This window comes from Arthrobacter sp. 179 (genome assembly GCF_052379645.1).
Taxonomy (GTDB): domain Bacteria; phylum Actinomycetota; class Actinomycetes; order Actinomycetales; family Micrococcaceae; genus Arthrobacter_H.
Map to the genome: position 1 here is coordinate 59200 of NZ_JBQSYU010000009.1, position 24906 is coordinate 84105.

The 24906-nt window shown below is 65.1% G+C and carries 18 protein-coding genes; 14 read left to right on the plus strand and 4 right to left on the minus strand.

The window, feature by feature from the left end:
- Window positions 1–21 precede the first annotated feature (21 nt).
- Complete coding sequence (secA, locus tag ACT3UE_RS07705) at window positions 22–2757, plus strand: preprotein translocase subunit SecA (protein WP_444554384.1); 2736 nt, start codon at window positions 22–24, stop codon at window positions 2755–2757.
- On the opposite strand, the gene ACT3UE_RS07710 is transcribed toward secA, so the two are convergent.
- Together ACT3UE_RS07710 and ACT3UE_RS07715 are read right to left on the minus strand one after the other, a co-directional pair.
- Entirely contained in the window at window positions 2754–3332 is a 579-nt protein-coding gene (locus ACT3UE_RS07710) for an Rv3235 family protein (protein ID WP_444554385.1), read from the minus strand. The genes secA and ACT3UE_RS07710 overlap by 4 nt on opposite strands.
- 5 nt (window positions 3333–3337) lie before the next feature.
- A complete protein-coding gene (locus tag ACT3UE_RS07715; RefSeq protein WP_444561490.1) occupies window positions 3338–4141 on the minus strand; it encodes a LysM peptidoglycan-binding domain-containing protein in 804 nt (267 codons plus the stop codon).
- Between the two features lie 104 nt (window positions 4142–4245).
- Between ACT3UE_RS07715 and ACT3UE_RS07720 the strand changes: the two genes are divergently transcribed.
- The 5 genes from ACT3UE_RS07720 to ACT3UE_RS07740 all read left to right on the plus strand — a co-directional run bounded on the left by ACT3UE_RS07720 (window position 4246) and on the right by ACT3UE_RS07740 (window position 13229).
- Window positions 4246–4800, plus strand: a complete 555-nt coding sequence (locus tag ACT3UE_RS07720) for a hypothetical protein (RefSeq protein ID WP_444554387.1) — start codon at window positions 4246–4248, stop codon at window positions 4798–4800.
- A gap of 147 nt (window positions 4801–4947) precedes the next feature.
- Window positions 4948–5601, plus strand: a complete 654-nt coding sequence (locus tag ACT3UE_RS07725) for a hypothetical protein (protein ID WP_444554388.1) — start codon at window positions 4948–4950, stop codon at window positions 5599–5601.
- Complete coding sequence (locus tag ACT3UE_RS07730; protein WP_444554389.1) at window positions 5598–6839, plus strand: AAA family ATPase; 1242 nt, start codon at window positions 5598–5600, stop codon at window positions 6837–6839. Before ACT3UE_RS07725 ends, ACT3UE_RS07730 begins: the two co-directional genes overlap by 4 nt.
- 96 nt (window positions 6840–6935) lie before the next feature.
- Window positions 6936–11759, plus strand: a complete 4824-nt coding sequence (locus tag ACT3UE_RS07735; RefSeq protein ID WP_444554390.1) for an NAD-glutamate dehydrogenase — start codon at window positions 6936–6938, stop codon at window positions 11757–11759.
- A gap of 3 nt (window positions 11760–11762) precedes the next feature.
- Window positions 11763–13229 carry a sensor histidine kinase gene (locus tag ACT3UE_RS07740; protein WP_444554391.1) on the plus strand — a complete coding sequence of 489 codons (1467 nt, stop codon included), beginning with the start codon at window positions 11763–11765 and terminating at the stop codon, window positions 13227–13229.
- A 77-nt stretch (window positions 13230–13306) separates the two neighbouring features.
- Here the strand turns inward: ACT3UE_RS07740 and ACT3UE_RS07745 are convergent, their stop codons facing one another.
- Window positions 13307–15085 carry a LysM peptidoglycan-binding domain-containing protein gene (locus ACT3UE_RS07745; RefSeq protein ID WP_444554392.1) on the minus strand — a complete coding sequence of 593 codons (1779 nt, stop codon included), beginning with the start codon at window positions 15083–15085 and terminating at the stop codon, window positions 13307–13309.
- 226 nt (window positions 15086–15311) lie between these two features.
- Here ACT3UE_RS07745 and ACT3UE_RS07750 point away from each other — a divergent pair, with 226 nt between their 5' ends.
- On the plus strand, window positions 15312–15644 hold the full coding sequence (locus ACT3UE_RS07750) for an Rv2175c family DNA-binding protein (protein ID WP_444554427.1): 333 nt from the start codon (window positions 15312–15314) through the stop codon (window positions 15642–15644).
- Between the two features lie 30 nt (window positions 15645–15674).
- Here ACT3UE_RS07750 and ACT3UE_RS07755 read toward each other — a convergent pair whose 3' ends face one another.
- On the minus strand, window positions 15675–16781 hold the full coding sequence (locus ACT3UE_RS07755) for a polyprenyl synthetase family protein (RefSeq protein WP_444554393.1): 1107 nt from the start codon (window positions 16779–16781) through the stop codon (window positions 15675–15677).
- 73 nt (window positions 16782–16854) lie between these two features.
- Here ACT3UE_RS07755 and dinB point away from each other — a divergent pair, with 73 nt between their 5' ends.
- From dinB to ACT3UE_RS07790, 7 genes are all read left to right on the plus strand, one after another.
- Complete coding sequence (dinB, locus tag ACT3UE_RS07760) at window positions 16855–18054, plus strand: DNA polymerase IV (RefSeq protein WP_444554394.1); 1200 nt, start codon at window positions 16855–16857, stop codon at window positions 18052–18054.
- A 172-nt stretch (window positions 18055–18226) separates the two neighbouring features.
- Window positions 18227–18592: a DUF3040 domain-containing protein gene (locus ACT3UE_RS07765; RefSeq protein WP_444561491.1), complete on the plus strand. Its 366-nt coding sequence runs from the start codon at window positions 18227–18229 to the stop codon at window positions 18590–18592.
- Between the two features lie 480 nt (window positions 18593–19072).
- The gene (gene mraZ, locus ACT3UE_RS07770; RefSeq protein WP_444554396.1) at window positions 19073–19504 is read left to right on the plus strand and encodes a division/cell wall cluster transcriptional repressor MraZ; all 432 of its coding nucleotides are present in this window, start codon (window positions 19073–19075) and stop codon (window positions 19502–19504) included.
- A gap of 169 nt (window positions 19505–19673) precedes the next feature.
- The gene (gene rsmH / locus ACT3UE_RS07775; protein WP_444554397.1) at window positions 19674–20666 is read left to right on the plus strand and encodes a 16S rRNA (cytosine(1402)-N(4))-methyltransferase RsmH; all 993 of its coding nucleotides are present in this window, start codon (window positions 19674–19676) and stop codon (window positions 20664–20666) included.
- A 2-nt stretch (window positions 20667–20668) separates the two neighbouring features.
- Window positions 20669–21370, plus strand: a complete 702-nt coding sequence (locus ACT3UE_RS07780; protein ID WP_444561492.1) for a hypothetical protein — start codon at window positions 20669–20671, stop codon at window positions 21368–21370.
- A gap of 63 nt (window positions 21371–21433) precedes the next feature.
- Window positions 21434–23254 (plus strand): peptidoglycan D,D-transpeptidase FtsI family protein, encoded by a 1821-nt coding sequence (locus ACT3UE_RS07785; protein ID WP_444554399.1) that lies wholly within the window; start codon window positions 21434–21436, stop codon window positions 23252–23254.
- Window positions 23248–24906: a UDP-N-acetylmuramoyl-L-alanyl-D-glutamate--2,6-diaminopimelate ligase gene (locus ACT3UE_RS07790; protein ID WP_444566502.1), complete on the plus strand. Its 1659-nt coding sequence runs from the start codon at window positions 23248–23250 to the stop codon at window positions 24904–24906. The genes ACT3UE_RS07785 and ACT3UE_RS07790 overlap by 7 nt, the downstream gene beginning before the upstream one ends.

Genomic DNA, 24906 nt, shown 5'->3' on the forward strand with positions numbered 1-24906 from the left:
CCTGAGATTTGGAGCTACCACGTGGCATCACTGCTAGAACGCGTCCTGCGGACCGGCGACAAGAAGACCCTGAAGCAACTGCGCGGATACGCGCAGGCCATCAACCTGCTTGAGGACGAATTCCGGGCCATGTCGGATGCGGATCTGCGGGCCGAAACCGAGGACTTCAAGAAGCGCTTCCAAGAGGGCGCTTCGCTGGACTCCTTGCTGCCCGAGGCCTTTGCCGCGGTCCGCGAGGCATCCGACCGCACGTTGGGCATGCGTCACTTCGACGTCCAGCTCATGGGCGGGGCGGCCCTGCATCTGGGTGACATCGCCGAAATGAAGACCGGTGAAGGCAAGACGCTGGTGGCGACCGGGCCTGCCTATCTCAACGCCATCTCCGGCAAGGGCGTGCACATCATCACGACCAACGACTACCTCGCCGAGTACCAGTCGGACCTGATGGGGCGCGTCTTCCGCTTCCTGGGCCTGACCACCGGCTGCATCCTGGCCAACCAGGATCCTTCGGTGCGCCGTCAGCAGTATGAAGCGGACGTCACCTACGGGACGAACAACGAATTCGGCTTCGACTACCTGCGCGACAACATGGCTTGGAGCAAGGATGAACTCGTCCAGCGCGGCCACAACTTCGCCATCGTTGACGAGGTCGACTCCATCCTCATCGACGAGGCCAGGACCCCGTTGATCATCTCGGGCCAGGCCCAGGGGGATGTGAACCGCTGGTTCAGCGAGTTCGCCCGGCTGGTGACCCGCCTGGACGTCGACACCGACTACGAGGTCGACGAGAAGAAGCGCACCGTGGGCGTGCTGGAGGCGGGGATCGAAAAGGTAGAGGACCACCTGGGCATCCACAACCTCTACGAAGAGGCCAACACCCCGCTGATCGGCTTCCTGAACAACGCCATCAAGGCCAAGGAATTGTTCAAGAAGGACAAGGACTACGTCGTGATCAAGGGCGAAGTCATGATCGTCGACGAACATACCGGCCGTACGCTGGCGGGACGCCGCTACAACGAAGGCATGCACCAGGCGATCGAGGCGAAGGAAAACGTCGAGATCAAGGCGGAGAACCAGACGATGGCCACGGTCACATTGCAGAACTACTTCCGTCTGTACGCCAAGCTTTCCGGCATGACCGGTACCGCACAGACCGAGGCGGCCGAGTTCATGGGGACCTACAGCATCGGTGTCGTGGAGATCCCCACGAATAAACCGATGGTGCGCAAGGACCAGTCGGATCTGATCTACAAGAACGAAATCGCCAAATTCGATGCCGTCGCCCAGGACATCGTGGAACGCCACGCCGCCGGACAGCCGGTGCTGATCGGTACCACCAGCGTCGAAAAGAGCGAATACCTCTCCCGCAAACTCGCCCAGGAGGGCGTGCGCCATGAGGTGCTCAATGCCAAGCAACACGCCCGTGAGGCCGCCGTCATCGCCCAGGCCGGCAAGAAGGGTGCGGTCACCGTGGCCACCAACATGGCCGGCCGCGGTACCGACATCATGCTCGGCGGCAACGCCGAGTTCCTCGCCGTCGCCGACATGGAGCGCCGTGGCCTCGACCCCGAGCGCGACTCGGAGGAATACGAGCGGATCTGGGACGACGTGTTCGCCGCCGCCCGCGAAAGCGTGAAGGCCGAGGCCGAGGAGGTCCGCGGGTTGGGCGGTCTCTACGTCCTGGGCACCGAACGCCACGAATCCCGCCGTATCGACAACCAGTTGCGCGGCCGTTCCGGACGTCAGGGCGATCCGGGGGAGTCCCGTTTCTACCTGTCCATGACCGACGAACTGATGCGGCGCTTCAACGCCAACGCTGCCCAGCGGATCATGAACAACCCCTCGATGCCCGAGGACATGGCCCTGGAGTCCAAGATCGTGTCGCGGGCCATCGAAACCGCCCAGGGCCAGGTCGAGTCGACCAACGCCGAACAGCGCAAGAACGTCCTGAAGTACGACGACGTCATGAACCGCCAACGCGAAGCCATCTACGGCGACCGCCGGCGCATCCTTGAAGGTGGCGACCTGCAGGAGCAGGTCCAGCACTTCCTGGAGGACGCCATCAAGGCCATGGTGTCCGAGGCGACGAGCTCGGGGCACGGCGACGACTGGGACTTCAAGCAGTTGTGGACGAACCTGGGGCAGTTGTACCCGATCGCCTTGACCATCGAGGAGGTCCTGGAAGAAGGTGGCGGCCCCGGCCGCATCACCCCGGAGTTCCTGTACGAGGAAATCCTTTCCGACGCCCGCGTCCAGTACGAGGAACGCGAACGGGCCATCGGTGCCGAGAACCTGCGTGAACTCGAACGCCGGGTGGTCCTGAGCGTGATCGGACGCAAATGGCAGGAACATCTCTACGAGATGGACTACCTCAAGGAGGGCATCGGCTTGCGGGCCATGGCCCAGCGCGACCCGCTGGTCGAATACCAGCGCGAGGGCTACGTGATGTTCCAGACCATGATGGAGGCCATCCGCGAGGAAAGCGTCGGCTTCTTGTTCAACCTCGAGGTCGAGGTCGCCGCACCGACCCCGGTGTCCTTGCCCGGGGTCACCGACGGACGCTCCAACACCACGACGCCGGTGCTCAACACCCCCGGCCTGGATGCGCCGGCCCCTCCCTCGACCTTGCAGTACACCTCACCCAGTGAGGACGGGGAAGCGGAATCCCGGGTCGAGCGGTCGGCCTCGGCGGCGGCCAAGACCAAGGGCAAGGCCAACCGGGCCGAGCGGCGCTCGAAGAAGGCCAAGCGCAGCTAACCCAACTGCAGATCGACTACGGTCCAGTGTCCGTGTCGCCGCTCCACCCGGAGAGCGGCGGCACGGACACGGTCGTTTTCGGCCACCACCAGACTCGCCTCGTAGGCGCCGGTGGCCACCGGGCAGAGCCGGGTCCGTCTGATCGAGGTGTTGCGCCGGGAGCGGGTTCCGTCATCGGGTCGGGTCGCGTTGATCAGGGCGACCCGGCAACGGAGCTTCTCGTACTGGCCGGCCTCGAGCCAGCGGGCCAGCTGGTGGACCGGTCTGACCCCCGTCATCGATTCGAAGGCCGCCAGGGCAACCATGCGCACGATCGTCTGCACATGGGCGACTTCCTCCCGCCGGGACGCCTCCGCGGCGTCGTGCCGTGCCGGTGGAACCCTGGGGTCCGCAGCGGACCCGTTCGAAGTGCTGGCGGGGTAGCGGGGTGTGGTTGCCGGGAGCAGATCGGCGAATTTGCGCACCGGCAGGGGGCGGATCATTGCCTCCGGTGTTCCGGCGGAAAACCCCGGTCCGATCCCGGGGCCGTTCACGGGGCCCGGCGGCGGGGGTTCCGGTTGTGCTGACTGGCTCATGGCTCCTACTTTCCGTTGTGGTCCAACTCGGCCGGAGGCCGGGTCAAGACGGTTCCGATGGACAACAGGTTGGGGTCCGGGCCGATGGCATCCCGGTTGGCGTGGTACCAGCGGGGCCAGGCATGGGCGATTTGTGCGTCACTGGCTCCGGGCCCGGCCATCCGTGCGGCGATCCGCCAGAGGGAATCCCCGGCGCCGACCACCACGGTCCTTCCCGGTGCGGGGGCATCGGCCGGACTGCCCATCAGCCGCTCCATCGGTGCTGCCGGCCGTTCGGCATTCCACCGGGGGGTGGGTAGCTGCCGTTCGGTCCAGGACGCCGTGGGCACCGTGGACCGTGGGTCCTGGAGTGCCAGCTCCGGTACCGCGATGCGGAAGGTGGCAGACGAGGCAGCGACGGGGGGAACCGGTGCGAGGGCGTGGGCGGCCGGGACGATCAGGAGTTGGGTGCCGAGCAGGGCTGCCGCCGCCCGGCGCATGAAGACCGGCGAAAGCCGTGCGGTGCGATCGGCGCCCGCCGTCCGTCCTCTCCGGCGTAGGAATTCACTGAGGCAGGCGGCCAGGAAGCTGAAAATCCACCACCCGATGACCGCCAGCCCCAGCACGACGCAGCAGAGGGCGGCGCTGCGGTCCCAGCTGGCGGGGGAGCGCGTCGCCGCATCGCCCCACTCGGGTCCGCCGGACAGTCGGATCACCGCACAGAGCGACAGCAGGATCGTGCAGAGTCCGATCAGGACCCCGCTCACCCCCGAGGCTGTCTGCCGGGGGTCACCGGTCGGTCCTGGAACCATTTCCATCACTCTTTTCATTTGATGCAGTTTGATGTTATTTGGTGTTGATTGAGATCGAGCATGGCACTCGGGATCCCCGCTGTCCAGAGCCGAATGGAAATCGGTGGGAATAGGGTGGGCCCATGCGCTGGGAATCACTATTCGCCGATCTGGAGTCCCAGCTCAATGCCGTCCGGGCGCGGGAGCGCACCGTGGAGATCCAGGAGATGGTCCGGATCGAGCGGTCCCAGCTGCGCCTCTGGGACTATCTCGCCGGCCAGACGGGCGCGGAGATCACGCTGGACCTGCTCTCCGGTCAGCGGCTGCGCGGGGTGCTGGTGCATGTGGGGGCGAATTGGTTGTCGCTGCTCGAGGGCCATGCCGAATACCTGGTGTTGGCTCCCGGCATCAGGTCGATCGAAGTGGCCGGAGAGCGTGCCGCGGTCGTGGACCAGACCGCGGTACGACGCCGGCTCAGCCAGGGTGCTGCCCTGCGTTCACTGGTGCGCAACCGGGCGCGGGTCACGGTGTGGGCCGTGGACGGGGCCGCCTTGGGGACCGGGACCCTGGATCATGCCGGTGCCGACCATTTGCGCCTGGCCCGGCATCCGGCCGACGGGTACCGTCGCAGCGCCGAGGTCAGATCGGTTGCCCTGCTGCCATTCGCCTCGATCTCCGTCCTGCGTCATGAGGGCTGATGGCCGCCGACGATCCACAGATCGGGCCCACCCCTTGGGTAGTGGGGGTTTAGTCATTAGTGTTGACGCGTAGGGAGGAATCATTCACCGTAACTTCTCCCACCAACGCGGTCTGTGTCATCACAGTCGGCGGGAAGCAGAGGCAGCGTGGCAACCGATGTACAGCACAGCCAACCGGCGCGCAGACTGCGCAAACCCGGGTGGAGGGATCCCCGGCTGATCGTTGGCATCCTGTTGGTTATCGGCGCCGTGGCCGGAGTCCTCACCCTGCTGTCCTGGCAGAACAAGACGGTGCCGGTATACGTGGCCAGCCAGGACATCAGCATGGGGGAGAAGATCGAAGCCTCCGGATTGGACGTTGTCGATGTGCGGCTGGATTCCGTCCAGGACCAATACCTCACCGCCCGGCAGGCCCCGTCCGAGGATCTTCGGGCCAATACGCTGATCCGCAGCGGTGAACTGGTCCCCCTTGCCTCGCTGGGCGGCCGCGACCCGCAGAACCGCAAACCCCTCTCCGTCGAGTTGTCCCGGGACCTGCCGGTGGCGGTGGCGGTGGGCACCCGTGTTGATGTGTGGGCCGCCGAACGGGCCAAGGACTCCACGACCTATCAGGAACCGAAGAAACTGTTGGAAACCGTGGAGGTCAGTGCCATCCGCGAACTCGATTCCGGTTTCGGCGGGGTCTCGGGGCAGGTGGTTGAGCTCCTCGTGACCGATGAGGACCTGCCCGGGATGATTTCCGCCTTGGCCAATGAAGCGCAACTGACCGTGGTGTTCGCCGGCGGAGGGTCTGCCGGATGAGTATCGCCGTCGTGGTCTGGGGCCGGGCCGGGGACCTGGCGGACCGTCTTGAACGATTGCGCGGCATGGTCACCATCGTGAGGCACTGCGAGGAACTGGGCGAGGTCGTGGCCTTGGCCGAATCCGGCTTGGCCGATGCCGCGTTGTTGCTGGGACCGCCCATGGACATCGATGCGGAATTCGCCGACGAGCTGTCCTTCCACGGCGTCCCGGCGGTGGCCATCACGGATGAACCCTCCCAGGCCGGGCGGCTCGCCGGGCTCGGTCTGGGCGTGGAACCGGAAACCGCGCAGGAGCAGTCGGTCTCGGATCTGCTCGAACTCCTGGTTTCCGGCGCCCACCGTCCAGCGCCACGCGGTGCACGCCGGGCGCAGTCCCCCGCAAGGACGGAGCACATCCCGGAGCCGGCCCCGGGACGGATCCTGGCGGTCTGGGGCCCGGCGGGATCGACTGGGAAGACCCTGGTTGCGGTGAACCTGGCTGCCGAAGCGGCCATGGACGGCCAACGGGTCGTGCTGCTCGACGCCGATACCTACGGCGCCAGCGTCGCCGTCCATCTGGGGCTGCTCGACGAGGCTGCGGGGCTGGCACAACTATGCCGGCTCTCGGACCAGGGCATGCTCGACGAGGCGGGGTTCGAACGCTCCTGTGCCGTGGTCGCGGTCGGAGGGACAACGCTCCGGGTGGCCACGGGCTTGTCCCGGCCCCAACGATGGCCCGAACTGCGGGCCGGGGCCTTGGCCCGGGTGCTGGACTTCGTGCGTCGTCGGGCCGACCTGGTGGTCGTCGATGTCGCCTCCTTCCTCGAACGCGACGAGGACCTGACGTATGACACGTCCGCCCCGCAACGCAATGGTGCGGCCCTGGCCGTGTTGGAGTCGGCGGCCGAGGTCATCGCCGTCGGCTCGGCCGACAGCGTCGGGGTTCCCCGGATGATCAAGGGCCTCGAGGATCTGCGCGAGATCCTGCCCGGAACGACTCCCCGGGTGGTCTTCAACCGGGTGCGTCGTTCGGCGGTCGGACCCGCCCCGGAACGGGCCCTGGTGGAAAGCTGGGAGCGCTTTGGTCCCGGTGGCGGGATCGACGGGCTGCTGCCCTGGGAACCGGACACCGCGGACCGGGCCTTGCTGCAGGGCAGCGTGCTGGCAGAGCTGGCTCCCGAGAGTGTTCTGCGGGCCGGGATCGCGGCCCTGGTTTCGGTGGAAGTCAGGCGTCGTGCAGGGTTCTTCAATCGCTGATACAGCCCATTGGGAGCTAACCGGTCCGCGGGTTAGTCTTGAGGTGTTCGAGACCGCAAAGGCGCGGTCCTCATCCTTTTACGGAGGCGTTAATTGATGTCGTCGGAGTCGGGCAGTCCTACAGGATTCATTGCCGAGACCAACACCCCCCAGTTCGCCGAGGCCTATTACGGGCACCTTTCACCGGAGGATGCGGCAACGTATCCACCGGAGGAGCTGCGGAACCGCGTCGGGGTGCATCTGGGCCTCGGGCACCAGCGGGACCGGGGACGGGCGAAGGTCGCGGTGGATCTGGAGGAGGACCGTGCGGTCGTCTATGCGGTCACCGACGACATGCCCTTCCTGGTCGACTCTGTCACCGCGGAGATCGTCCAGCAGGAACAAGGCATCACCTTGGTCGTCCACCCGACGTTCCTGGTCCATCGGGACGAGGAGGGAATTGCGACCACGATCGAACCGGTCAACACCGCCGAGGCCACATCATCGGGCGATACTGCTGCCTTGCCGGACCTTTCCGCCTTCATGGACCAGACCGGTAAATCGACCGTCGAATCATGGATCGCCATCGAAATCGCCGGGACGCCGGAACCGGAGCGGGTCACCGCATTGGTCGAGGGCCTGGAACAAGTCCTGTCCGATGTCCGCGACGCCGTGGAGGACTGGGCGCCGATGCGTGCCAAGGCCCACGAAATCGCTGATTCGCTGGCAGATGTCAACGACGAGATCCCCGATCTGGATAGCGCTGCCGAGCTGTTGCGTTGGTTGGACGAAGGCAACTTCACCTTCCTGGGATACCGCGAATACGATCTGGCCGTGGAGGACGGAAAGGATGTCCTGCACGTGCGTTCCGAGAGCGGATTGGGCCTGATGCGCCGGTCGGGCACCACCATGCTCCGTCAGGAACTGACGAAACTGGGGAGGGACAAGGCCCGGGAAAAGCGTCCACTGGTCATCACCAAGGCCAATTCACGCTCCACGGTCCACCGCGCGGTCTACCTGGACTACATCGGGGTCAAGAGCTTCGACGCCCAGGGCAACGTCACCGGCGAACGACGCTTCATCGGCCTCTTTGCCACCAGTGCCTATACCCGCCCGGTCCGGACCGTCCCGGTGGCCCGCGATAACGTCGAGCGCGTGCTCAAGGCCTCGGGATTCGCCCCTGATTCCCATTCGGGCAAGGACTTGTTGACGATCCTGGAGAGCTACCCCCGGGACGAACTCTTCCAGATCCAAACGGAGGACCTGCTGCGTATCGTCACCGGGATCCTCAGGCTGCAGGAACGTCGTCGCACCAGTTTGTTCCTCAGGCCCGACATCTACGGACGGTTCATGTCCGCCTTGGTCTTCCTGCCCCGCGATCGGTACACCACGGCGGTCCGGTTGCGCATCGAGGAGGAACTGAAGAAGGCCTACGCCTCGGATTCCACCGAGTACGAAGTACAGATGAACGAATCCGCCCTGGTGCGGCTGTTCTATCGGGTCCGACTGCCCCTGGGTGAGCAGACGCCTGAGGTTTCCCGCGAGGAGCTGGAACAGCGGCTCGTCCGGGCCGTCAGGTCCTGGGGCGAGGGAGTGGACGAGGAGGTGCGCAGTCGCTTCGAGCGAGGCGAAGCCGCCGAGATGTCCCGGCTTTGGGCCGATGCCTTCCCGCAGGCCTACCGCGTGGACTTCGAAGTGGAGGACGCACTCGATGACATCGAACGCTTCTCCACCTATGACGAGCCCGGGCACGAAGGCCCCGTGCTCCACGTCTACGTCCCCTCCAACGTGGCCGACCAGCATGGCGTGGATGCCCGGTTGAACCTGTACCTGACCGAACCGCTGTCCTTGAGCCGGATCCTTCCGGTGCTGTCCCACCAGGGATTGGAAGTCGTCGACGAGAAGCCGTTCGCCATCGAACGACGCGACGGCAAGAAGTTCTACCTCTACGACCTGGGACTGAAGTATCCGGAGGGCATCGACCCGCTCGAAACCAGTGACCTGCTCACCGAGGCCTACGGTGCGGTCTTCGTGGGACGGGCCGAATCCGACGCCTTCGACCGGCTCATCCTCGCTCAGGGCCTGTCTTGGCGGGAGACGGCGGTCCTGCGGGCGTACGCCAAGTACCTGGGCCAACTCGGTGCCTCGAACTCCTATGGGTTCATTGCCGATACCATGCTGGCCAACCCGGAGGTGACCGAGGCCCTCGTGGACCTGTTCGAGGGCACCTTCGACCCGGATCTCGATGACGCCGAACGCACGCGTCGCACCGCAGCGGCACGGGCCGCGCTGGAGACCGGGCTGGAACACGTGGCGACCCTTGACGCCGACAGGCTGCTGCGCCGCTTCGTCAACGTCATCGACGCCACCACGCGGACCAACTACTACCAGGACACCATCCACCTGTCCTTCAAGCTCGAACCAGGGCGGATCGACGGGGCCCCGTTCCCGCGGCCGCAATACGAAATCTGGGTCTATTCGCCCCGCGTCGAAGGCGTGCACCTGCGCTACGGCAAGGTTTCCCGCGGTGGCCTGCGCTGGTCGGATCGCCGGGAGGACTTCCGGACGGAGGTCCTGGGGCTGGTCAAGGCACAAATGGTCAAGAACGCCGTGATCGTCCCGACCGGCGCCAAGGGCGGTTTCTTCGCGAAGAACCTGCCTGACCCTTCGGTGGATCGCAATGCCTGGATCGAGGAAGGCAAGGCCGCCTATCGGATCTTCATCTCGGCCCTGCTCGATATCACCGACAACCTGGTCAGGGACGGTGACACCGAGAGGGTGGTCGTCCCGGACCGCGTGGTGCGCCTGGATGACGACGACACCTACCTGGTCGTCGCCGCCGACAAGGGCACGGCCAGCTTCTCCGATACCGCCAACGAGATCTCACTGGCCCGGGGCCACTGGCTCGGCGACGCCTTCGCCTCGGGCGGATCGGTGGGCTACGACCACAAGGCCATGGGCATCACGGCCCGTGGCGCCTGGGAGTCGGTCAAACGGCACTTCTTCGAACTGGGAATCGACACCCAGACGGAGGAATTCACCGTGGCCGGCATCGGCGACATGAGCGGGGACGTCTTCGGCAACGGGCTGCAGCGTTCCGAGCACGCCAAACTGGTTGCCGCCTTCGACCACCGGCACATCTTCCTGGATCCGAATCCGGATCCGAAGCCGTCCTTCGCCGAGCGCCAGCGGCTATACGAGCTACCGCGTTCGAGCTGGGGCGACTACGACACCTCGCTGATCAGCGAAGGCGGGGGTGTTTATCCACGCCAGTCCAAGTCCATCCCGATCTCCGACCAGGTCAGGGACGTGTTGGGGCTGCCGGAAGGGACGACGTCGATGTCGCCCCCGGACCTGCTGCGCGCCATCCTGTCGGCGCCAGTGGATCTGGTCTACAACGGTGGCATCGGCACGTATGTGAAGGCTTCCACGGAATCCCACACCGATGTCGGGGATCGTGCCAACGACGCGATCCGGGTCGACGGCAAGGATCTGCGGGCCCGGGTGGTCGGCGAAGGCGGAAACCTGGGCATGACCCAGCGCGGACGCATTGAAGCAGCGCTGAAGGGGGTCATCCTCAACACCGACGCGATCGACAACTCCGCCGGGGTGGACTGCTCCGACCACGAGGTCAACATCAAGATCCTGATCGATCGGATGGTCACTGCCGGAAAGCTGCCCGAGGACGAGCGGGCGGACTTCCTGCATTCGATGACCGACGAGGTCGCGCGGCTGGTGCTGCGGACCAACGTCGACCAGAACATCCTGCTGGTCAACGACAAGCAGCATCTCTCCGAATGGAGCCCGAGCTTCGAACGGCTCATGGACTGGTTGGAGGAGCATGCCGATCTGGACCGCGAGCTCGAGTTCCTGCCCAGTACGGAGGAACTGGAGGAACGCCTGGCCGGGGGCAAGTCACTGACCGCTCCCGAGCTGGCCGTGTTGGTGGCCTATTCGAAGATCCAGCTGGCCACGGCGTTGGCGCAGACCACGCTGGCGGATGATCCGTACTTCGACCGGACGATGCGCGAGTACTTCCCGGTGCAGCTTTCGGAGAAGTTTCCCGAGGATGTCCTGGCCCACCCGCTGCGCCGGGAGATCGTCAGCACCGTGGTGGCCAACGACATGGTCAACATGGGTGGCATCACCTATGCGTTCCGGGTGCTGGAGGAGACCAGCGCTTCCGAGGAAGCCGTGGCCCGTTCATTCGTGGCCCTGCGGGAGATCTACGCCCTGGATGACTTCGTGGACGCCGTGACCGGTTTGCCGGCCAGCGTCCCCGTCGAGCACTGGTGCCGCATCCAACTGGATATGCGCCGGCTGCTGGACCGGGCCACGCGTTGGTTCATCTCCCATGTCGGTTCCGGGACGAGCATCCAGCAGGACATCGAGGCCTTCGAGCCGACGGTCACCGCCCTGCAGGCCGAACTGGGGGACCTGCTGCGCGGCGTTGACGCCGAGCGGGTGGCCCGGTGGAAGGACAACGGGATCCAGTGGGGCCTGCCCGAGGATCTTGCCTCGCGCTGGGCCTTGCAGTTCGAGGGCTTTGCCTTGCTGGATATAGCCCAGGCCGCCCATGACCGGGGACTGCCGGCCCGCGAGGTCGCAGCCGTCTACTACGTGGTCTTCGCGCGTTTCGGCATCGACAATTTGCTCGAACGCATCACCCGGCTCCCGCGGGGGGACCGGTGGCAGGCGCTGGCCCGTGCCGCCCTGCGGGACGATCTGTATTCCACGGCGGTGGACATCACCGGAGCGGCGTTGCAGGCCGCACCGGAGGTGGTCGATCCCGAGGGACGGGTCGTGGAGTGGGAAGAACAGAACGCCGACAACCTGGCCCGGGCGAAGAACATGTTCGATGAGGTCAACAGCCTCGAACGCGATGACATGGCTTCACTATCGGTGGCACTGCGCCTGCTGCGTTCGATCGTGCGGCGGTAGCTCTTGGCGACCTTCACCGATCCGGTCCGGGACGACGCCGATTTCAGGCCCGGGGACGAGGAATGGCTCCACCTGCTGGTGGGGGATTGGCAGATGGTCGCGGACCTGGCGTTTGCCGATCTGGTCCTCTGGCATCCCTCGGCCGGAGGGACGTATGTGGCTCTGGCCCATGTACGTCCCTCCACCAGCCATACCGTCTTCCATAGCGACTTCGTGGGGGAGCGGATCCGCAAGGACCTGCGCCCCCTGGTCGAGCAGGCCTGGACCAGCGGGGAATCCCAACGCGCAGGGGAGGAGCATTGGACGCAGGAGTCGGCGATGCGCATCGAGGCGTTCCCGATGGTGCGCAACGGCAGGACGCTGGCGATCGTCACCAGCCACCAGGATCTGTCCAACTCCCGGGTGGCCTCGCGGCTGGAACAGACCTATAAGCAATGCGCCACCGATCTGCTACGCATGGGCATGCAGGGCCTGTGGCCGGACTTCGCGACACCCACCGGCTCCCGACGCGGGGCTCCCCGCGTCGGTGACGGGCTGATCCGGTTGGACGCCGAGGGAATCGTGCAATATGCCAGCCCCAACGGGGTCTCGGCCTATCGCCGTCTCGGGGGGGTCGACTCCCTGGAGAGCCGCTCACTGGCGGAGGTCACCACCGGTCTCCTGAGGGACCGCCGCCTCGTGGACGAGGCCCTCGCATTGGTCGTCACCGGCAAGATGCCCTGGCGCACCGAGGTCGAGTCCAACGGGGTCAGCTTGTCCCTGCGGGCCATCCCGCTACGTGATGGCAAGAAGCGATACGGGGCCCTGGTGCTCTGTCGCGATGTGACGGAGTTGCGCCGCCGCGAGATGGAGCTGGTCTCCAAGGATGCCACCATCCGGGAGATCCACCACCGGGTGAAGAACAACCTGCAGACCGTCGCCGCGCTGTTGCGCATGCAGTCCCGCCGCATGGTCAGCGAAGACGGAAAGCAGGGTCTGGAGCAGGCCATGCGCCGGGTGGCCACGATTGCCCTGGTGCACGAGACGCTGTCCCAGGGCCTGAGCCAGAGTGTCGACTTCGACGAATTGATCGACCGCCAGTTCAGGTTGGCCGCCGAAGTGGCCTCACCTGGTCAAGTGGTTCACACCGAACGGTCGGGATCCTTCGGCGGGCTGCCCAGCGAACTGGCGACCCCGCTGTCGCTGGTCATCAACGAGTTGGTTTCCAACGCCGTCGAACACGGCCTGGGCGAGCAGGACGGAACGGTCAGCCTCCACGCGGTGCGACGCACCATCGCCGATGGCACCGAACGGCTGCGCGTGGTCGTCTCCGACGACGGTCGTGGTCTGGGCTCGGAGCCCCGCAAGGACGGACTCGGACTGCAGATCGTTCGCACCCTGGTGACCAGCGAACTGGCGGGGACCATCGAATGGGAGCCGGGAACCCATAGCGGCACGGATGTCATCCTGGACCTGCCGCTGCGCAGCTGAGGGGCGCACCCGTGAACAGGAAAAACGCCGGCCGGTCCCCGAAGGGACCGGCCGGCGTCATGGGGACCCGGGATTGATCAGTTGAACTTCTTCTGGTGGGCCTTGACCGACTTCACGTAGGTCTTGGTATCGCTGTACATGCCATTGCGCTTCACCGAGCCCTGCCCCTGGTAGTAGGAGGCGATGCCGTCTTCGACGTTGCTGCTGGTGCGCTGCAATGAACGGATGATGGCAACCCCCGCCGTGGCGTTGTCGTAGGGGTTCAGCAAGTCCAGCTTCCGGCCGACCAGCTGTGACGCCCAGTCACCCGAGGTCGGGATGACCTGCATGGCACCGATGGCGTTGGCGGGGGAGACCGCTGCCATGTTGAAGCCTGACTCCTGGTACGCGTGGGCCAGGGCCAGGGACGGGTCGACGCCCATCTTGCGTGCCGTGCTGCTGATGATCGACTGCATTTCCGACCGTGAGGGGAGGTTGCGCGAGAGCAGCGTGTACTTATTGTCGTTCGCGGACTTCACCGTGCCGGCCGGGTACTTATAGTGCAGGAAGGTATCCGGCACCAGCTGCTTACGGGTCGACGAGGTCGAGGAGGTCGAGGAGGCCGGGGACCCGCCGGAGAGCTTGAGCTTCTGTCCGGGGTAGATGACCGAGGAGTTGTTCAGGTTGTTGGCCGACAGGAGCTTGGACAAGCCCATCCCCGCCTGGCCGGCGATACCGGAAAGGGTGTCCCCGGACTTGACCGTGTAGGTGCTGCTGGTCTTCTTCTTCGTCGAGCTCGACGAGCTGGAGGAACCCGAGCTGGATTTCGAGGAGGAAGAGGCGGAGCCGGAGAGCTTGAGCTTCTTGCCCGGGTAGATGACCGTGGACATGCTCATGTTGTTGGCCGCCAACAGCTTGGACAGACCCATGCCCGCCTTCTCGGCGATCGCCGAGAGGGTGTCCCCGGATTTGACCGTGTAGGTCGACGCCGATCCGCTGGAGCTCTTCTTGGAGGAGCTCGAGCTGGACTTGGACGAGTTCGAGGAGCCCCCCGAGAGCTTGATCTTCTGGCCCGGGTAGATCATGGAGCTGGACTTCAGTCCGCTGGTCTTCAGCAGGGCCGAAAGGGAGAGGCCCTTGCTGTGGGCGATGCCCGAGAGGGTGTCTCCGGATTTGATCGTGTAGGTCGATGCCGATCCGCTGTAGCTCTTCTTGGAGGAGCTCGAGCTGGACTTGGAGGAGGACCCACCGGAGAGCTTGAGCTTCTTGCCCGGGTAGATGATCGTGGACATGCTCATGTTGTTGGCCGCCAACAGCTTGGACAGGCCCATGTCCGCCTTTTCGGCGATCGCCGAGAGGGTGTCCCCGGATTTGATCGTGTAGGTCGACGCCGATCCGCTGGAGCTCTTCTTGGAGGAGCTCGAGCTGGACTTGGAGGAGGACGATCCACCGGAGAGCTTGAGCTTCTGGCCGGGGAAGATCAGATCGCTGGCCTTGAGCTTATTGGCCTTGAGGAGTTTCGACAGCGGCATATCGTGTCGATGGGCGATGCCCGAGAGGGTATCGCCTGACTTGACGGTCACCTTCTTGGCGGGCGCTGCGGCCACGGTGAGGCGGGTCGGCAGCTGTGAAGCCACCAGATGGGCGGCGATGCGCTGCTGGGCGGCCGCGATGTTCGCGGGAGTCGCGGTCTTCGGGGTGAGAAGTGCTGTGGACGTGGGAGCCTCGACGGCGGCTGCGGGGGCGGCTGCTGCCACACCTGACAGGACGACGGCGGGAATCGTCGCGGCTGCGACGGCTCCGGAAATGGAACGGTTGCGGGCTCCCTGAACGAAGACGTTCGAGGAACGCGCGCCGCTGGTGCGGTGCTCGGGCATGTAGACATCCTCTGATCGCGACGGCCTTGGCCGAAGAGATCACCATCGAGTTGAAGCCAGGCAGGGCTTCGCGATACTCGTGTGACCTATGTTGCAACTGTGACTCATGTGAATTTACACCATGTGATGCGTTCCTAAAAGTCTTAAGTGGCTCGTCACCTGAGCATTGCGACGGGGAGAGCACGGATTGTGGCATTCTTGTGTGGTGAGTTCTCTTAATAATCTCGTGACCGAATGGTTGTCTTTGCCTGACCTAGCCGAGGCGTTGGACGTCTCGATCAAGGACGTGCACCGTCTGTTGGACGAACGCTCGATCGTTGAATTGCGGGTGGGCGCACGCAAGGTGCGCTCCGTTCCGGCGGAATTCGTTCTGGAGGGGCGGATCATCGATAGCCTCAAGGGCACCATCACGGTGCTGGGCGACGCCGGATTCACGGACGAGGAGCTGATCAGCTGGCTCTTCACCCCCGATGAATCGCTGCCCGGTACGCCGATCCAGGCCCTGCGTGAGGGGCGGAAGACGGAGATCAGGCGCCGGGCCCAGGCCCTCGGCTGGTAGCAGCGGCGCCCGGGCGGGCGGCGGTGGTGCTCAGGCCGTGCGCTCGGTGACGGCCTTTCCCAGCGCGCGCAACTGTTCGCGGATCTGATCGGTGACGGATAAGACGTCGAGCGCATCGAAGGCCTGCGCCGAGAGTGCGGCGATGCTCCCCTCGGTCGCTGCCAGCGCCCCGCAATCGGTGAGGACCGTCATCATGCGATTGATTTCCGCCGCTGTGAGGTCATCGGCCCCCAGACGGTTCTGGATGAAGTCGCGGTCTTCCTCAGAGGCCAGCAGCAGCCCGTGGGCGATCATTTCGGTGCGTTTGCCCTCGCGGAGATCATCGCCGGCAGGTTTCCCGGTGATCTCGGCGTTTCCGAACACGCCCAACACGTCGTCGCGGAGTTGGAAGGCCTCGCCGATCGGCAAGGCGAAGGCGGAGTAGCCGGCCAGCAGGTGGTCGTCGGCCCCGGCCAGGGCGCCCCCGAGGAGCAGGGGGTTCTCGGTGGAGTACTTGGCTGATTTATATCTCAGGATCGTCCGGGCCCGTTCAAGGACGTCGCTATCGGATGACGAAGGCCCCGCCGACTCCTCCAGGACGTCGAGATACTGCCCGGCCATGACCTGGGTGCGCATGCCGTCAAAAATCCTCCGCGCCGGCGAACCGGCGTCCGTGGCGGTCGCGAAGAGCTGTTCACTGAACGACAGGCAGAGATCGCCGGCCAGGAGGGCTGCTGCTTCCCCGAAACGTGCTCCGTCCCGGGCCCAGCCGAGCCGGGAATGGGTGGATTCAAAGGATTTGTGCACGCTGGGTCGGCCGCGTCGGGTCGCGGACCGGTCGATGACATCATCGTGGATCAAGGCCGCCGCCTGGAACAGTTCCAGGGCCGCGGCCGCCCTGATGATCGCCTCGTCGGCGGGATCCCCACCGGCCCCGGCATAACCCCACCAGGCGAATCGCGGCCGAAGCCTCTTGCCGCCCTGGATGAGGGTTTCGACCGAATCGACGAGATCGACGGCGGTGGGCGAGATTCCGGTCACGATATCCCGCTGTTCCGACAGGAACGTCGCCAGCATGGAGTCGAGGCGCTTGATGAATTCGGTGTCCTCGGCGCGGGGGGGCCGGGGGAAGGGCCCGGGGGCTTCAGTGGGATTCATGACGTCCGTTGTGTGGGGTGGGCTGGGAACGGTCCCATTCTATCTGTCGGAGCAGTTACGTAGAATTGGTGACATGGTCGAAGCCCCCACGCCGCGCACGGTCTTCCATGTGGACATGGATGCCTTCTATGTCTCCGTCGAGCTCCTGACGCGGCCGGAATTGAAGGGGCGCCAGGTCATCGTGGGAAACCCCGGGGGGCGTTCGGTGGTGCTTTCCGCATCCTATGAGTGCCGTCGCCTGGGCGTCCGGTCCGCGATGCCGATGGGCACGGCGATGCGGATGGCACCGAAGGCCACGGTCATCGAGCCGAACATGGCTTCCTATCGCCTCATTTCTGAACGCATCATGTCGGTCTTCGCCGAGATCACCCCCCTGGTGGAACAAGTGAGCGTGGACGAGGCCTTCCTCGACGTCACGGGCAGCTTGCGTCGACTGGGTGAACCACTGGAGATCGGGCGCATGATCCGGGCCAGGTTCCGCGCTGAACTGGGCCTTCCGGCCAGCGTGGGGATCGCCAGGAACAAATACGTGGCGAAGGTGGCCTCGACCCGTTCCAAGCCCGACGGATTGCTCCGCATCGCTCCCGAGGACACGGTCGCCTACCTGCACACCCTTCCCGTCGAAGCCCTGTGGGGCGTGGGGGCCAAGACAAAGGAGGTGTTGGCCCGGGCCGGGATCTCGATGGTGAGCGAACTGGCCCAGACCCCGCTGGCCACGCTGGAACGGCTGCTTGGTTCCAATGGCCTCCACCTCCATGCCCTCGCCTGGGGCAGGGACGACCGTGCGGTGGAACCGGTCAGGGTGGAGAAGAGCATCGGTGCCGAGGAAACCTTCGCCGTCGACGTCCATGAAGAGGCGCCGCTGAAGCGGGAACTGCTGCGCCTGGCGTACCGCGTGGCCCAAAGACTCCGCGAGGCGGAGCGCCAGGGCCAGACAGTGGCCCTGAAACTCAGGTACTCGGACTTCACCACCATGTCTCGGAGCCGTCGACTGGTGCAGCCCACGAATTCCGCGCAGGTACTGCTGGCGGCTGCGGAAGGACTGCTGGCCGGGATCGGAGAACGACCGCAAGGGGTTCGTCTCATCGGCATCCGGGTGGAACAACTTTCCGATGCCGACGGCGGCATCCAATTGAGCTTCGAACGGAGCGACGGAAACTGGCGTCAGGCCGAGGAAACCATGGATCGCATCCGGCAGAGGTTCCCCGCCGGATCGCTGCAGCCGGCGACCCTGATGCGCCCACCGGAGAACCCACCCGAGGAGGAAACATAACTCGACTTCCCGGTGGTGGAAATGCAGACTATCCTTGACGGACCACAGGTAGCGAAAAAGTAATTGGACGTACTTGCGGCAGCGGGAACAATGCAGTTGCGGGAACCGTTGACTTATATATAGGGGTTCTCCGGACGGAGACCGACGGACACGAGGGATTGGGGAAGGGATCATGCCACTTTCCGAACACGAGCAGCACTTGCTCGAGCAGCTGGAAAAGCAACTGCACGAGGATCACAAGTTTGCCTCCTCGATGAAGTCAAACGCCGCACCCGGCGGCTATTCCACGCGGAACATCGCCATCGGCGCCATCATCGGAGTCGTGGGCATCATCGCTCTGTTGCTGGGTGTCTCCAGCCAATGGATCCCGGTCGGTGTCCTGGGCTTCGCGCTGATGTGCATCGGGGTCTATGTCGCTTTTTCGAAGAATGCCTTCGGCAAGGTCGGCAAGGGCAAAACCAGGTCAGGACCGCAGAAGAGCTCATTCATGGCGGATCTTGAATCCAAATGGGAAGCCCGTCATCGGGACGAGCACTAACGATCACTAACTAGTCGTCGGGCCTGGCCACCAGGCCCGAAGAAGGACCCTAGCCACCGCAGGGCGCAGGCCATCACGGCCGGCGCTCTTTTTTTGTGCCCTCAGGGCGCCACGACCTCGTGGTGAACGCCACACCCCCGCGGGCCCATCCCCTCCGGTGGCCCTCCGCGCCGTCCTCCACTTCCCGCCACCGGGTTCCTCCACTTTGCCCCACCAGGATCCCGGCGAGGGCGCACAGCCCGTGATTGCGCATCTTTTCGGGCTTTTTCCCGTCCGGCGCGCTCTTGTATACCAAATTCCCTCCACTCCTCACCACGGGCCTGCTTCCCTCTGATTGCAAGGAAAAGAATTTGCCCTATTGGTGGTAAAACTACCGTCTGTCGTTGACAGTGGGGCTTTGTGGAGTAAAGTGGGGGACTGTAGAGGTGATGGGGGATGACGGGGTGAACGTAGCTCCTTGATGACGGGAAGGCGGTGCGTATGTTCCTCGGGACGTACACGCCGCGTCTTGACGAAAAGGGGCGCATCATCCTTCCTGCCAAATACCGCGATGAACTGGCGAACGGGCTGGTTCTGACCCGGGGGCAGGAACGCTGCGTCTACGTCTTCAGCCAGCGGGAATTCGAGAACGTGCATGAGCAGATGCGTCAGGCACCGTTGTCCTCGCGGCAGGCGCGGGATTACATCCGCGTTTTCCTCTCCGGCGCCTCTGACGAGATGCCGGATAAGCAGGGCAGGGTCACCATCCCGGGGGCACTGCGCGCCTACGCCGGACTGGACCGTGAGGTCACCGTCATCGGTGCGGGGTCCCGGGCCGAGATCTGGGATACCCAGGCTTGGAACGAATACCTCGAAGAACAGGAGAGCACGTTCTCCGAGACAGATGAAGAAGTACTGCCGGGCATTTTCTAGCAACCGCTGGAAGCGCTCGGTGGGGTTGGACCAGATCTCCAGCCGCCCGTCAGCATCATCCTGGCTCCACTTCCCCGGAGCCAGGCCGATGAGGATCGGAGCGGAGGGGGATCTGGCCCAATCCCTACACCACGATTGCAAGCTGTGACACGCTGAAAGGGGACAGGGCATGACCGACGACATCACACCCCGTCCCACATCCGAGCGGCACGTACCGGTGCTGCTCGAACGTTGTGTAGGGCTGTTGGCGCCGTCGATCCAGGCAGGGATCGACCAGCGCGAACGGGCCGTCGTCGTTGATTGCACGCTCGGCATGGGCGGGCACTCCGAGGCGCTGTTGCGTCGTTTCGACCAGCTTCACCTGATCGGGCTGGATCGCGACGAGCAGGCACTGGCCTTGGCGGGGGAGCGGTTGGCGCCGTTCTCCCACCGGACCGATCTGGTCCACGCGGTCTACGACGAAATCGATGATGTGGTCGAGGACCTGGGCTTCGACGGCGTCGATGGCGTGTTGTTCGACCTGGGGGTTTCCTCGCTGCAGCTCGATGAGCGCGAACGCGGCTTCGCCTATTCCTTCGATGCCCCACTGGACATGCGCATGGACACCTCGACCGGACCGACGGCCGCCGATGTGGTCAACGACTATTCCGAATCGGATCTCGTCCGCCTGATCCGCACCTGGGGTGAGGAGAAGTTCGCCGGTCGGATCGCGTCGGCCATCGTCCGGGACCGGGGGATGCGCCCCTTCGAAACCACCGGCCAGTTGGTGGAGAGCATCCGCAGCGTCGTGCCGGCCGGGGCCGCCCGCACCGGGGGACACCCCGCCAAAAGGACCTTCCAGGCCCTGCGTATCGAGGTCAACGAAGAACTCGATGTGCTGGACCGGGCGCTACCGGCCTCGATGGACGTGCTGAACATCGGGGGCCGGGTGGTGGTGATGAGCTACCACTCGCTCGAGGACAAGCTGGCCAAGAAGCACTTCGCCGCGGCCTCCAAGTCCTCGGCCCCCCTCGGGTTCCCGGTCGAGCTGGAGGAGCACAAGGCCCGCTTCCGGAGTCTGACCAAGGGAACCGAGAAGCCGAATGACATCGAAATCGACGAAAACCCCCGCGCGGCATCAGCCAAGCTCCGCGCGGTGGAACGAATCCTGAAGAGGAGCTGAACATGAGCACCGCAACCCAGACGCGTGCAGTTCACGCACGGCAGAGCACCGCAGGCAGCACCGTCGGTGCCAACGCCCGCGCACTGGCTCCGACGCCCCTTCCTCGTTCCGAACCCAAGCCGCGCACACCGCTGTCCCTGGTCCCGGCCACGAAACGCAGCCGACGCGCCGGATTCGCCGTGTTCTGCTTCGCTTTGTTGCTGGCGGCGCTGGTCGGGGTCCTGGTCATCAACGTCAATGTGGCCAACTCCCAGTACGACATCGTGAGCCTCCGCGGCCAGGAACAGGCCCTCAGCCAGCAGAACGAAGCGCTGACACAGGAGCTCCAAAACCTTCAAGCTCCCCAGAATGTGGCAGTCAAGGCGGCAGAATTGGGTATGGTCACCCCGGGAACGGTGGCTTCGATCAATCTGGACACCCAGAAGATCGCCGGAAAGTCCACGGCCGCGGAAAAGGGAAAGCTTCCTTCCGCCCATGTACCGACACCGGCGGTCCCTGAAGACCAGGCCAAGAAACAGACGGTGGCGGACACGAAGTCCGAAGCCGCGGAGCAGCAAAGCAACATCGCCCCCGAGGGCAAGGCAGTCACCGACGGCGCCTCGGAGGCCGAGAGCAAGACACAAAAGAAGACCGACGAAGCTTCGAGCGAGGACCTGAACGGCGGAACCATCCCGGCTCCGGCGCAGCAGGGTTCCGGACAGTAGGGCAGCGAGTCCTGTTCGGTACGGACCTCGAGAAGAACCGATCAGCAACCCAAGGAATGAACTATGGCCAGGCCGCCCGCCAGGAAATCAAAGCACACCGAGCCGCGCCGTCTGCGGACGGGCCTGGCCCTTGCCATGGTCATGCTGGTCCTGCTCGGCGGACGGCTCTTCCTGGTGCAGGGGCTCGATCCGTCGGCTGCTGCGGAGGCGGCCACCGGCCAGCGGATCCGCGAAACGGACCAGCAGCCGGTGCGTGGCAAGATCCTGGACTCATCCGGGAAGATCCTGGCTGCCAGCTTTGAACGCTACGACCTGGTGGTCGACCAGCGCCAGGTTAAGGACTCGTTCAAGCGCAAGGACGGTGACGGCGGCCGGGACGTCGTGCAGACCGAAGACGCCGTCAAGGAACTCGCGGCCACCCTGGACATCGATCAGGACACGCTGAAGACCTCCATCATCGGCGATGAGGGGGCCAAGAAGAAGGGCTACTCCGTCGTGGCCAAAGGGGTGACCCCCGAAACCCGCAACAAGGTCCTGAAGATCGGGCTGCCATGGATCACCAGCCAGGAACGCTTCGAACGTGAATACCCCAACGGCACCGTCGCCGGCTCGGTATTGGGTTTTCTGCGGTCCAGCGAGGACGGGACCTCCCAGACCGGGGCCGAGGGCTTGGAATTGAGCCAGAACAAAGCATTGGCCGGTGAAGCGGGGACCAAGACCTTCGAGATCGCCGCCGATGGGGTCAGGATTCCGATGGCGACGCTCAAGGAAAAGCCGGCGGTCGATGGCCAGGACCTCAAACTCACGATCAACAGCGATATCCAGTGGGCCGCCCAGGAAGCGGTGATGGCCAAGCAGAAGCAGTTCAACGCCGAATGGGTCAACGCGGTGGTCGTCGAGGTGGACACCGGCAAGATCCGGGCCCTGGCGGATTCGACGACGGTGGATCCGGCGGACCCGGGAGCCACGGACGCCAAGTTCCGTCGTTCAACCACGGTGTCGCAGGCCTACGAACCCGGCTCGACCGGCAAGGCCGCCACTTTCGCGGCCGCCTTGGAGGAAGGCGTGGTGAAGCCCAAGGACCACTTCACCGTCCCGAACGAATACACCATCGGCAAGGAAACCATCCACGACTCGATGAAGCACGAGACCCTGGACATGACCACGGCGGGGATCTTCGCGCGCTCCTACAACACCGGCACCACGATGGTCGGCAGCAAGCTCAGCAACGAACAACGCTACGAATGGATGAAGAAGTTCGGCATCGGCCAGGGCTTCGACATCGGGGTTCCGGTCAACAAGGGCATCTTCGTTCCCCCGGAGCGCTGGGACCGCCGCCAGCAGTACACGACCATGTTCGGCCAGGGCTACAGCCTGACCTCCCTGCACACGGCCCGCATCTTCCAGGCGATCGCCAACCAGGGGGTCCAGATCGAGCCCTCGCTCATCGAGTCCTACACGGATCCGGACGGGACCGAACACGAGCGCAAGGAGGTCAAGAGCAAGCGGGTCATCTCCAAGAAGACCTCCAAGGAAATGCGGCGGATGATGGAGACCGTGGTGACCGACGGCACGGGGTATGACATGGACATCGATGGATACCGCGTCGGGGGCAAGACCGGAACCGGTCAGGCCGCCGGTCCGACGGGCAAACTCGACGGCTACACCAGCTCCTTCGCCGGGATGGCGCCGATCGACGACCCGAAGTACCTGGTCGTCGTGACGATGCAGCGGCCCAAGGGCAATTGGGAGAGCTTCAGTGTGGGCGACACGTTCACCTCGATCATGTCCCAGACCCTCAACAGCTACAACGTCCCACCCACCACCGATAAGCCCGATCCCTATAAGGTCTTCGTCGGAAAGAAGCAGAAATACGCATGGTGAACACAGTGCCCCCCACCCCCCAGGACGCCGAACGTGCGTTCCGTCCCGACCAGGCTCCTCGTCTGACCCTGAACGAGCTGGCCGGTCGCCTGGCCGAGCACGGCATCACGCCTCGGCTCCGGGGTGACGGCGGCACGGTGGTCCAGGGGGTATGCCTCGATTCACGAGCCGTGCTGGCCGGGGACCTCTACGCAGCGGTTCCCGGGGCACGAAGCCATGGTGCCGACTACTGCACCGCAGCCGCCAATTCCGGAGCCGGGGCGATCCTCGCCGACGAAAGCGGTGAAGAACGGGCGGCGGCCACCGGCCTACCGGTGCTGGTGGTGGACTCCGTGCGGGCCTCCGTGGGACCCGTGGCCGCCATCCTGTACGGCTCGGAGGAGCCCGGGCTCGGCCTGATCGGTGTCACCGGAACCAACGGCAAGACCACGACGACGTACTTCATCACCTCGCTGTTGCGGGCGCTGGGCCAGCGGACCGGGCTGATCGGGACCATTGAGATCCTCGCCGACGGAACACGGATCCCCAGCGTGCTGACCACACCGGAAGCCCCGCAACTGCATGCGTTGTTGGCCCGGATGCGGGCGGCCGGGGTGGACACGGTCGCGATGGAGGTCTCCTCCCATTCCATCGACTATGAACGAGTCGGAGGCATGGCCTTCGGGGTCGCGGGCTTCACCAACCTCACCCAGGACCACCTGGACCTGCATGGCAGCATGGAGGCCTATTTCGAGGCCAAGTCCCGGCTCTTCGCCGCCGAGCGGAGTGCCCGTGCGGTCATCACGGTGGACGATGCCTGGGGTCGTCGCATGGCGCGCTCCAGCACCGCCGAGGTGTCCACCCTGCGGACCGTTCCCCGTGATGGGGCAGGAGCCGACGAGCAGCTGCCCGGTCGGGCGTGGAGCGTCCAGGGCATCGCCCAGCACGGTCTCGGTCATGAATTCGAAATTCACGGTCCCGACGGGGAACGGTTGCGCGCCCACACGGGCCTGCCCGGGCTCTTCAATGTCTCCAACGCCGCCCTGGCCCTGCTGATGGTCCATGTCGCAGGCATCGCCCTGGAAGACCTCCAACGGGTCCTGGACGCCTCCGACCCCCTGACCGTCGCGGTGCCGGGCCGGATGCAGGTCATCTGTGATTCCCCGGCAGCCGTCGTCGATTTCGCCCATAATTCAGACGCGCTCGAACGGGCCATCGAAGGCGTGCGGGGACAACATCCGGACTCACGGGTCATCGTCGTCTTCGGGGCCACGGGGGACCGGGACGCCACCAAACGCCCCACCATGGGGGCCGTCGCAGCCCGACACGCCGATGTCGTGATCATCACGGATGATGATCCCCACAACGAGGAAGCCGGAGGGATCCGCCGGGATGTCCTGACCGGGGCGTTGGAGGCCATCGAAGCCGAGGGACTGGGGAGCCAGGCCGCCGAGATCTTCCCGCGGGCGGACGCGATCGTGGCCGCAGTGGCGATGGCGCGGGCCGGGGACACCATCCTGGTGGCAGGGCGCGGGCATGAGGTCTGGCAGGAAGTCAACGGCGTGAACGTGGCCCTGGACGACCGGGTGGAACTGCGTCAGGCATTGCTCGCCGCAGGGCATAGCCCGCGCCCCGCCGAGGACGGTTCCACCGACTCGGCGGCCAACGGGTAA

Coding starts and splice junctions, on each gene's coding strand:
- ACT3UE_RS07735 (WP_444554390.1), top strand. CDS start 6,936: ATGTCGTCGGAGTCGGGCAGTCCTACAGGATTCATTGCCGAGACCAAC.
- ACT3UE_RS07715 (WP_444561490.1), bottom strand. CDS start 4,141: ATGAAAAGAGTGATGGAAATGGTTCCAGGACCGACCGGTGACCCCCGG.
- ACT3UE_RS07765 (WP_444561491.1), top strand. CDS start 18,227: ATGCCACTTTCCGAACACGAGCAGCACTTGCTCGAGCAGCTGGAAAAG.
- rsmH (WP_444554397.1), top strand. CDS start 19,674: ATGACCGACGACATCACACCCCGTCCCACATCCGAGCGGCACGTACCG.
- ACT3UE_RS07755 (WP_444554393.1), bottom strand. CDS start 16,781: ATGAATCCCACTGAAGCCCCCGGGCCCTTCCCCCGGCCCCCCCGCGCC.
- ACT3UE_RS07720 (WP_444554387.1), top strand. CDS start 4,246: ATGCGCTGGGAATCACTATTCGCCGATCTGGAGTCCCAGCTCAATGCC.
- ACT3UE_RS07730 (WP_444554389.1), top strand. CDS start 5,598: ATGAGTATCGCCGTCGTGGTCTGGGGCCGGGCCGGGGACCTGGCGGAC.
- mraZ (WP_444554396.1), top strand. CDS start 19,073: ATGTTCCTCGGGACGTACACGCCGCGTCTTGACGAAAAGGGGCGCATC.
- ACT3UE_RS07710 (WP_444554385.1), bottom strand. CDS start 3,332: ATGAGCCAGTCAGCACAACCGGAACCCCCGCCGCCGGGCCCCGTGAAC.
- ACT3UE_RS07790 (WP_444566502.1), top strand. CDS start 23,248: ATGGTGAACACAGTGCCCCCCACCCCCCAGGACGCCGAACGTGCGTTC.
- ACT3UE_RS07785 (WP_444554399.1), top strand. CDS start 21,434: ATGGCCAGGCCGCCCGCCAGGAAATCAAAGCACACCGAGCCGCGCCGT.
- ACT3UE_RS07745 (WP_444554392.1), bottom strand. CDS start 15,085: ATGCCCGAGCACCGCACCAGCGGCGCGCGTTCCTCGAACGTCTTCGTT.
- ACT3UE_RS07780 (WP_444561492.1), top strand. CDS start 20,669: ATGAGCACCGCAACCCAGACGCGTGCAGTTCACGCACGGCAGAGCACC.
- dinB (WP_444554394.1), top strand. CDS start 16,855: ATGGTCGAAGCCCCCACGCCGCGCACGGTCTTCCATGTGGACATGGAT.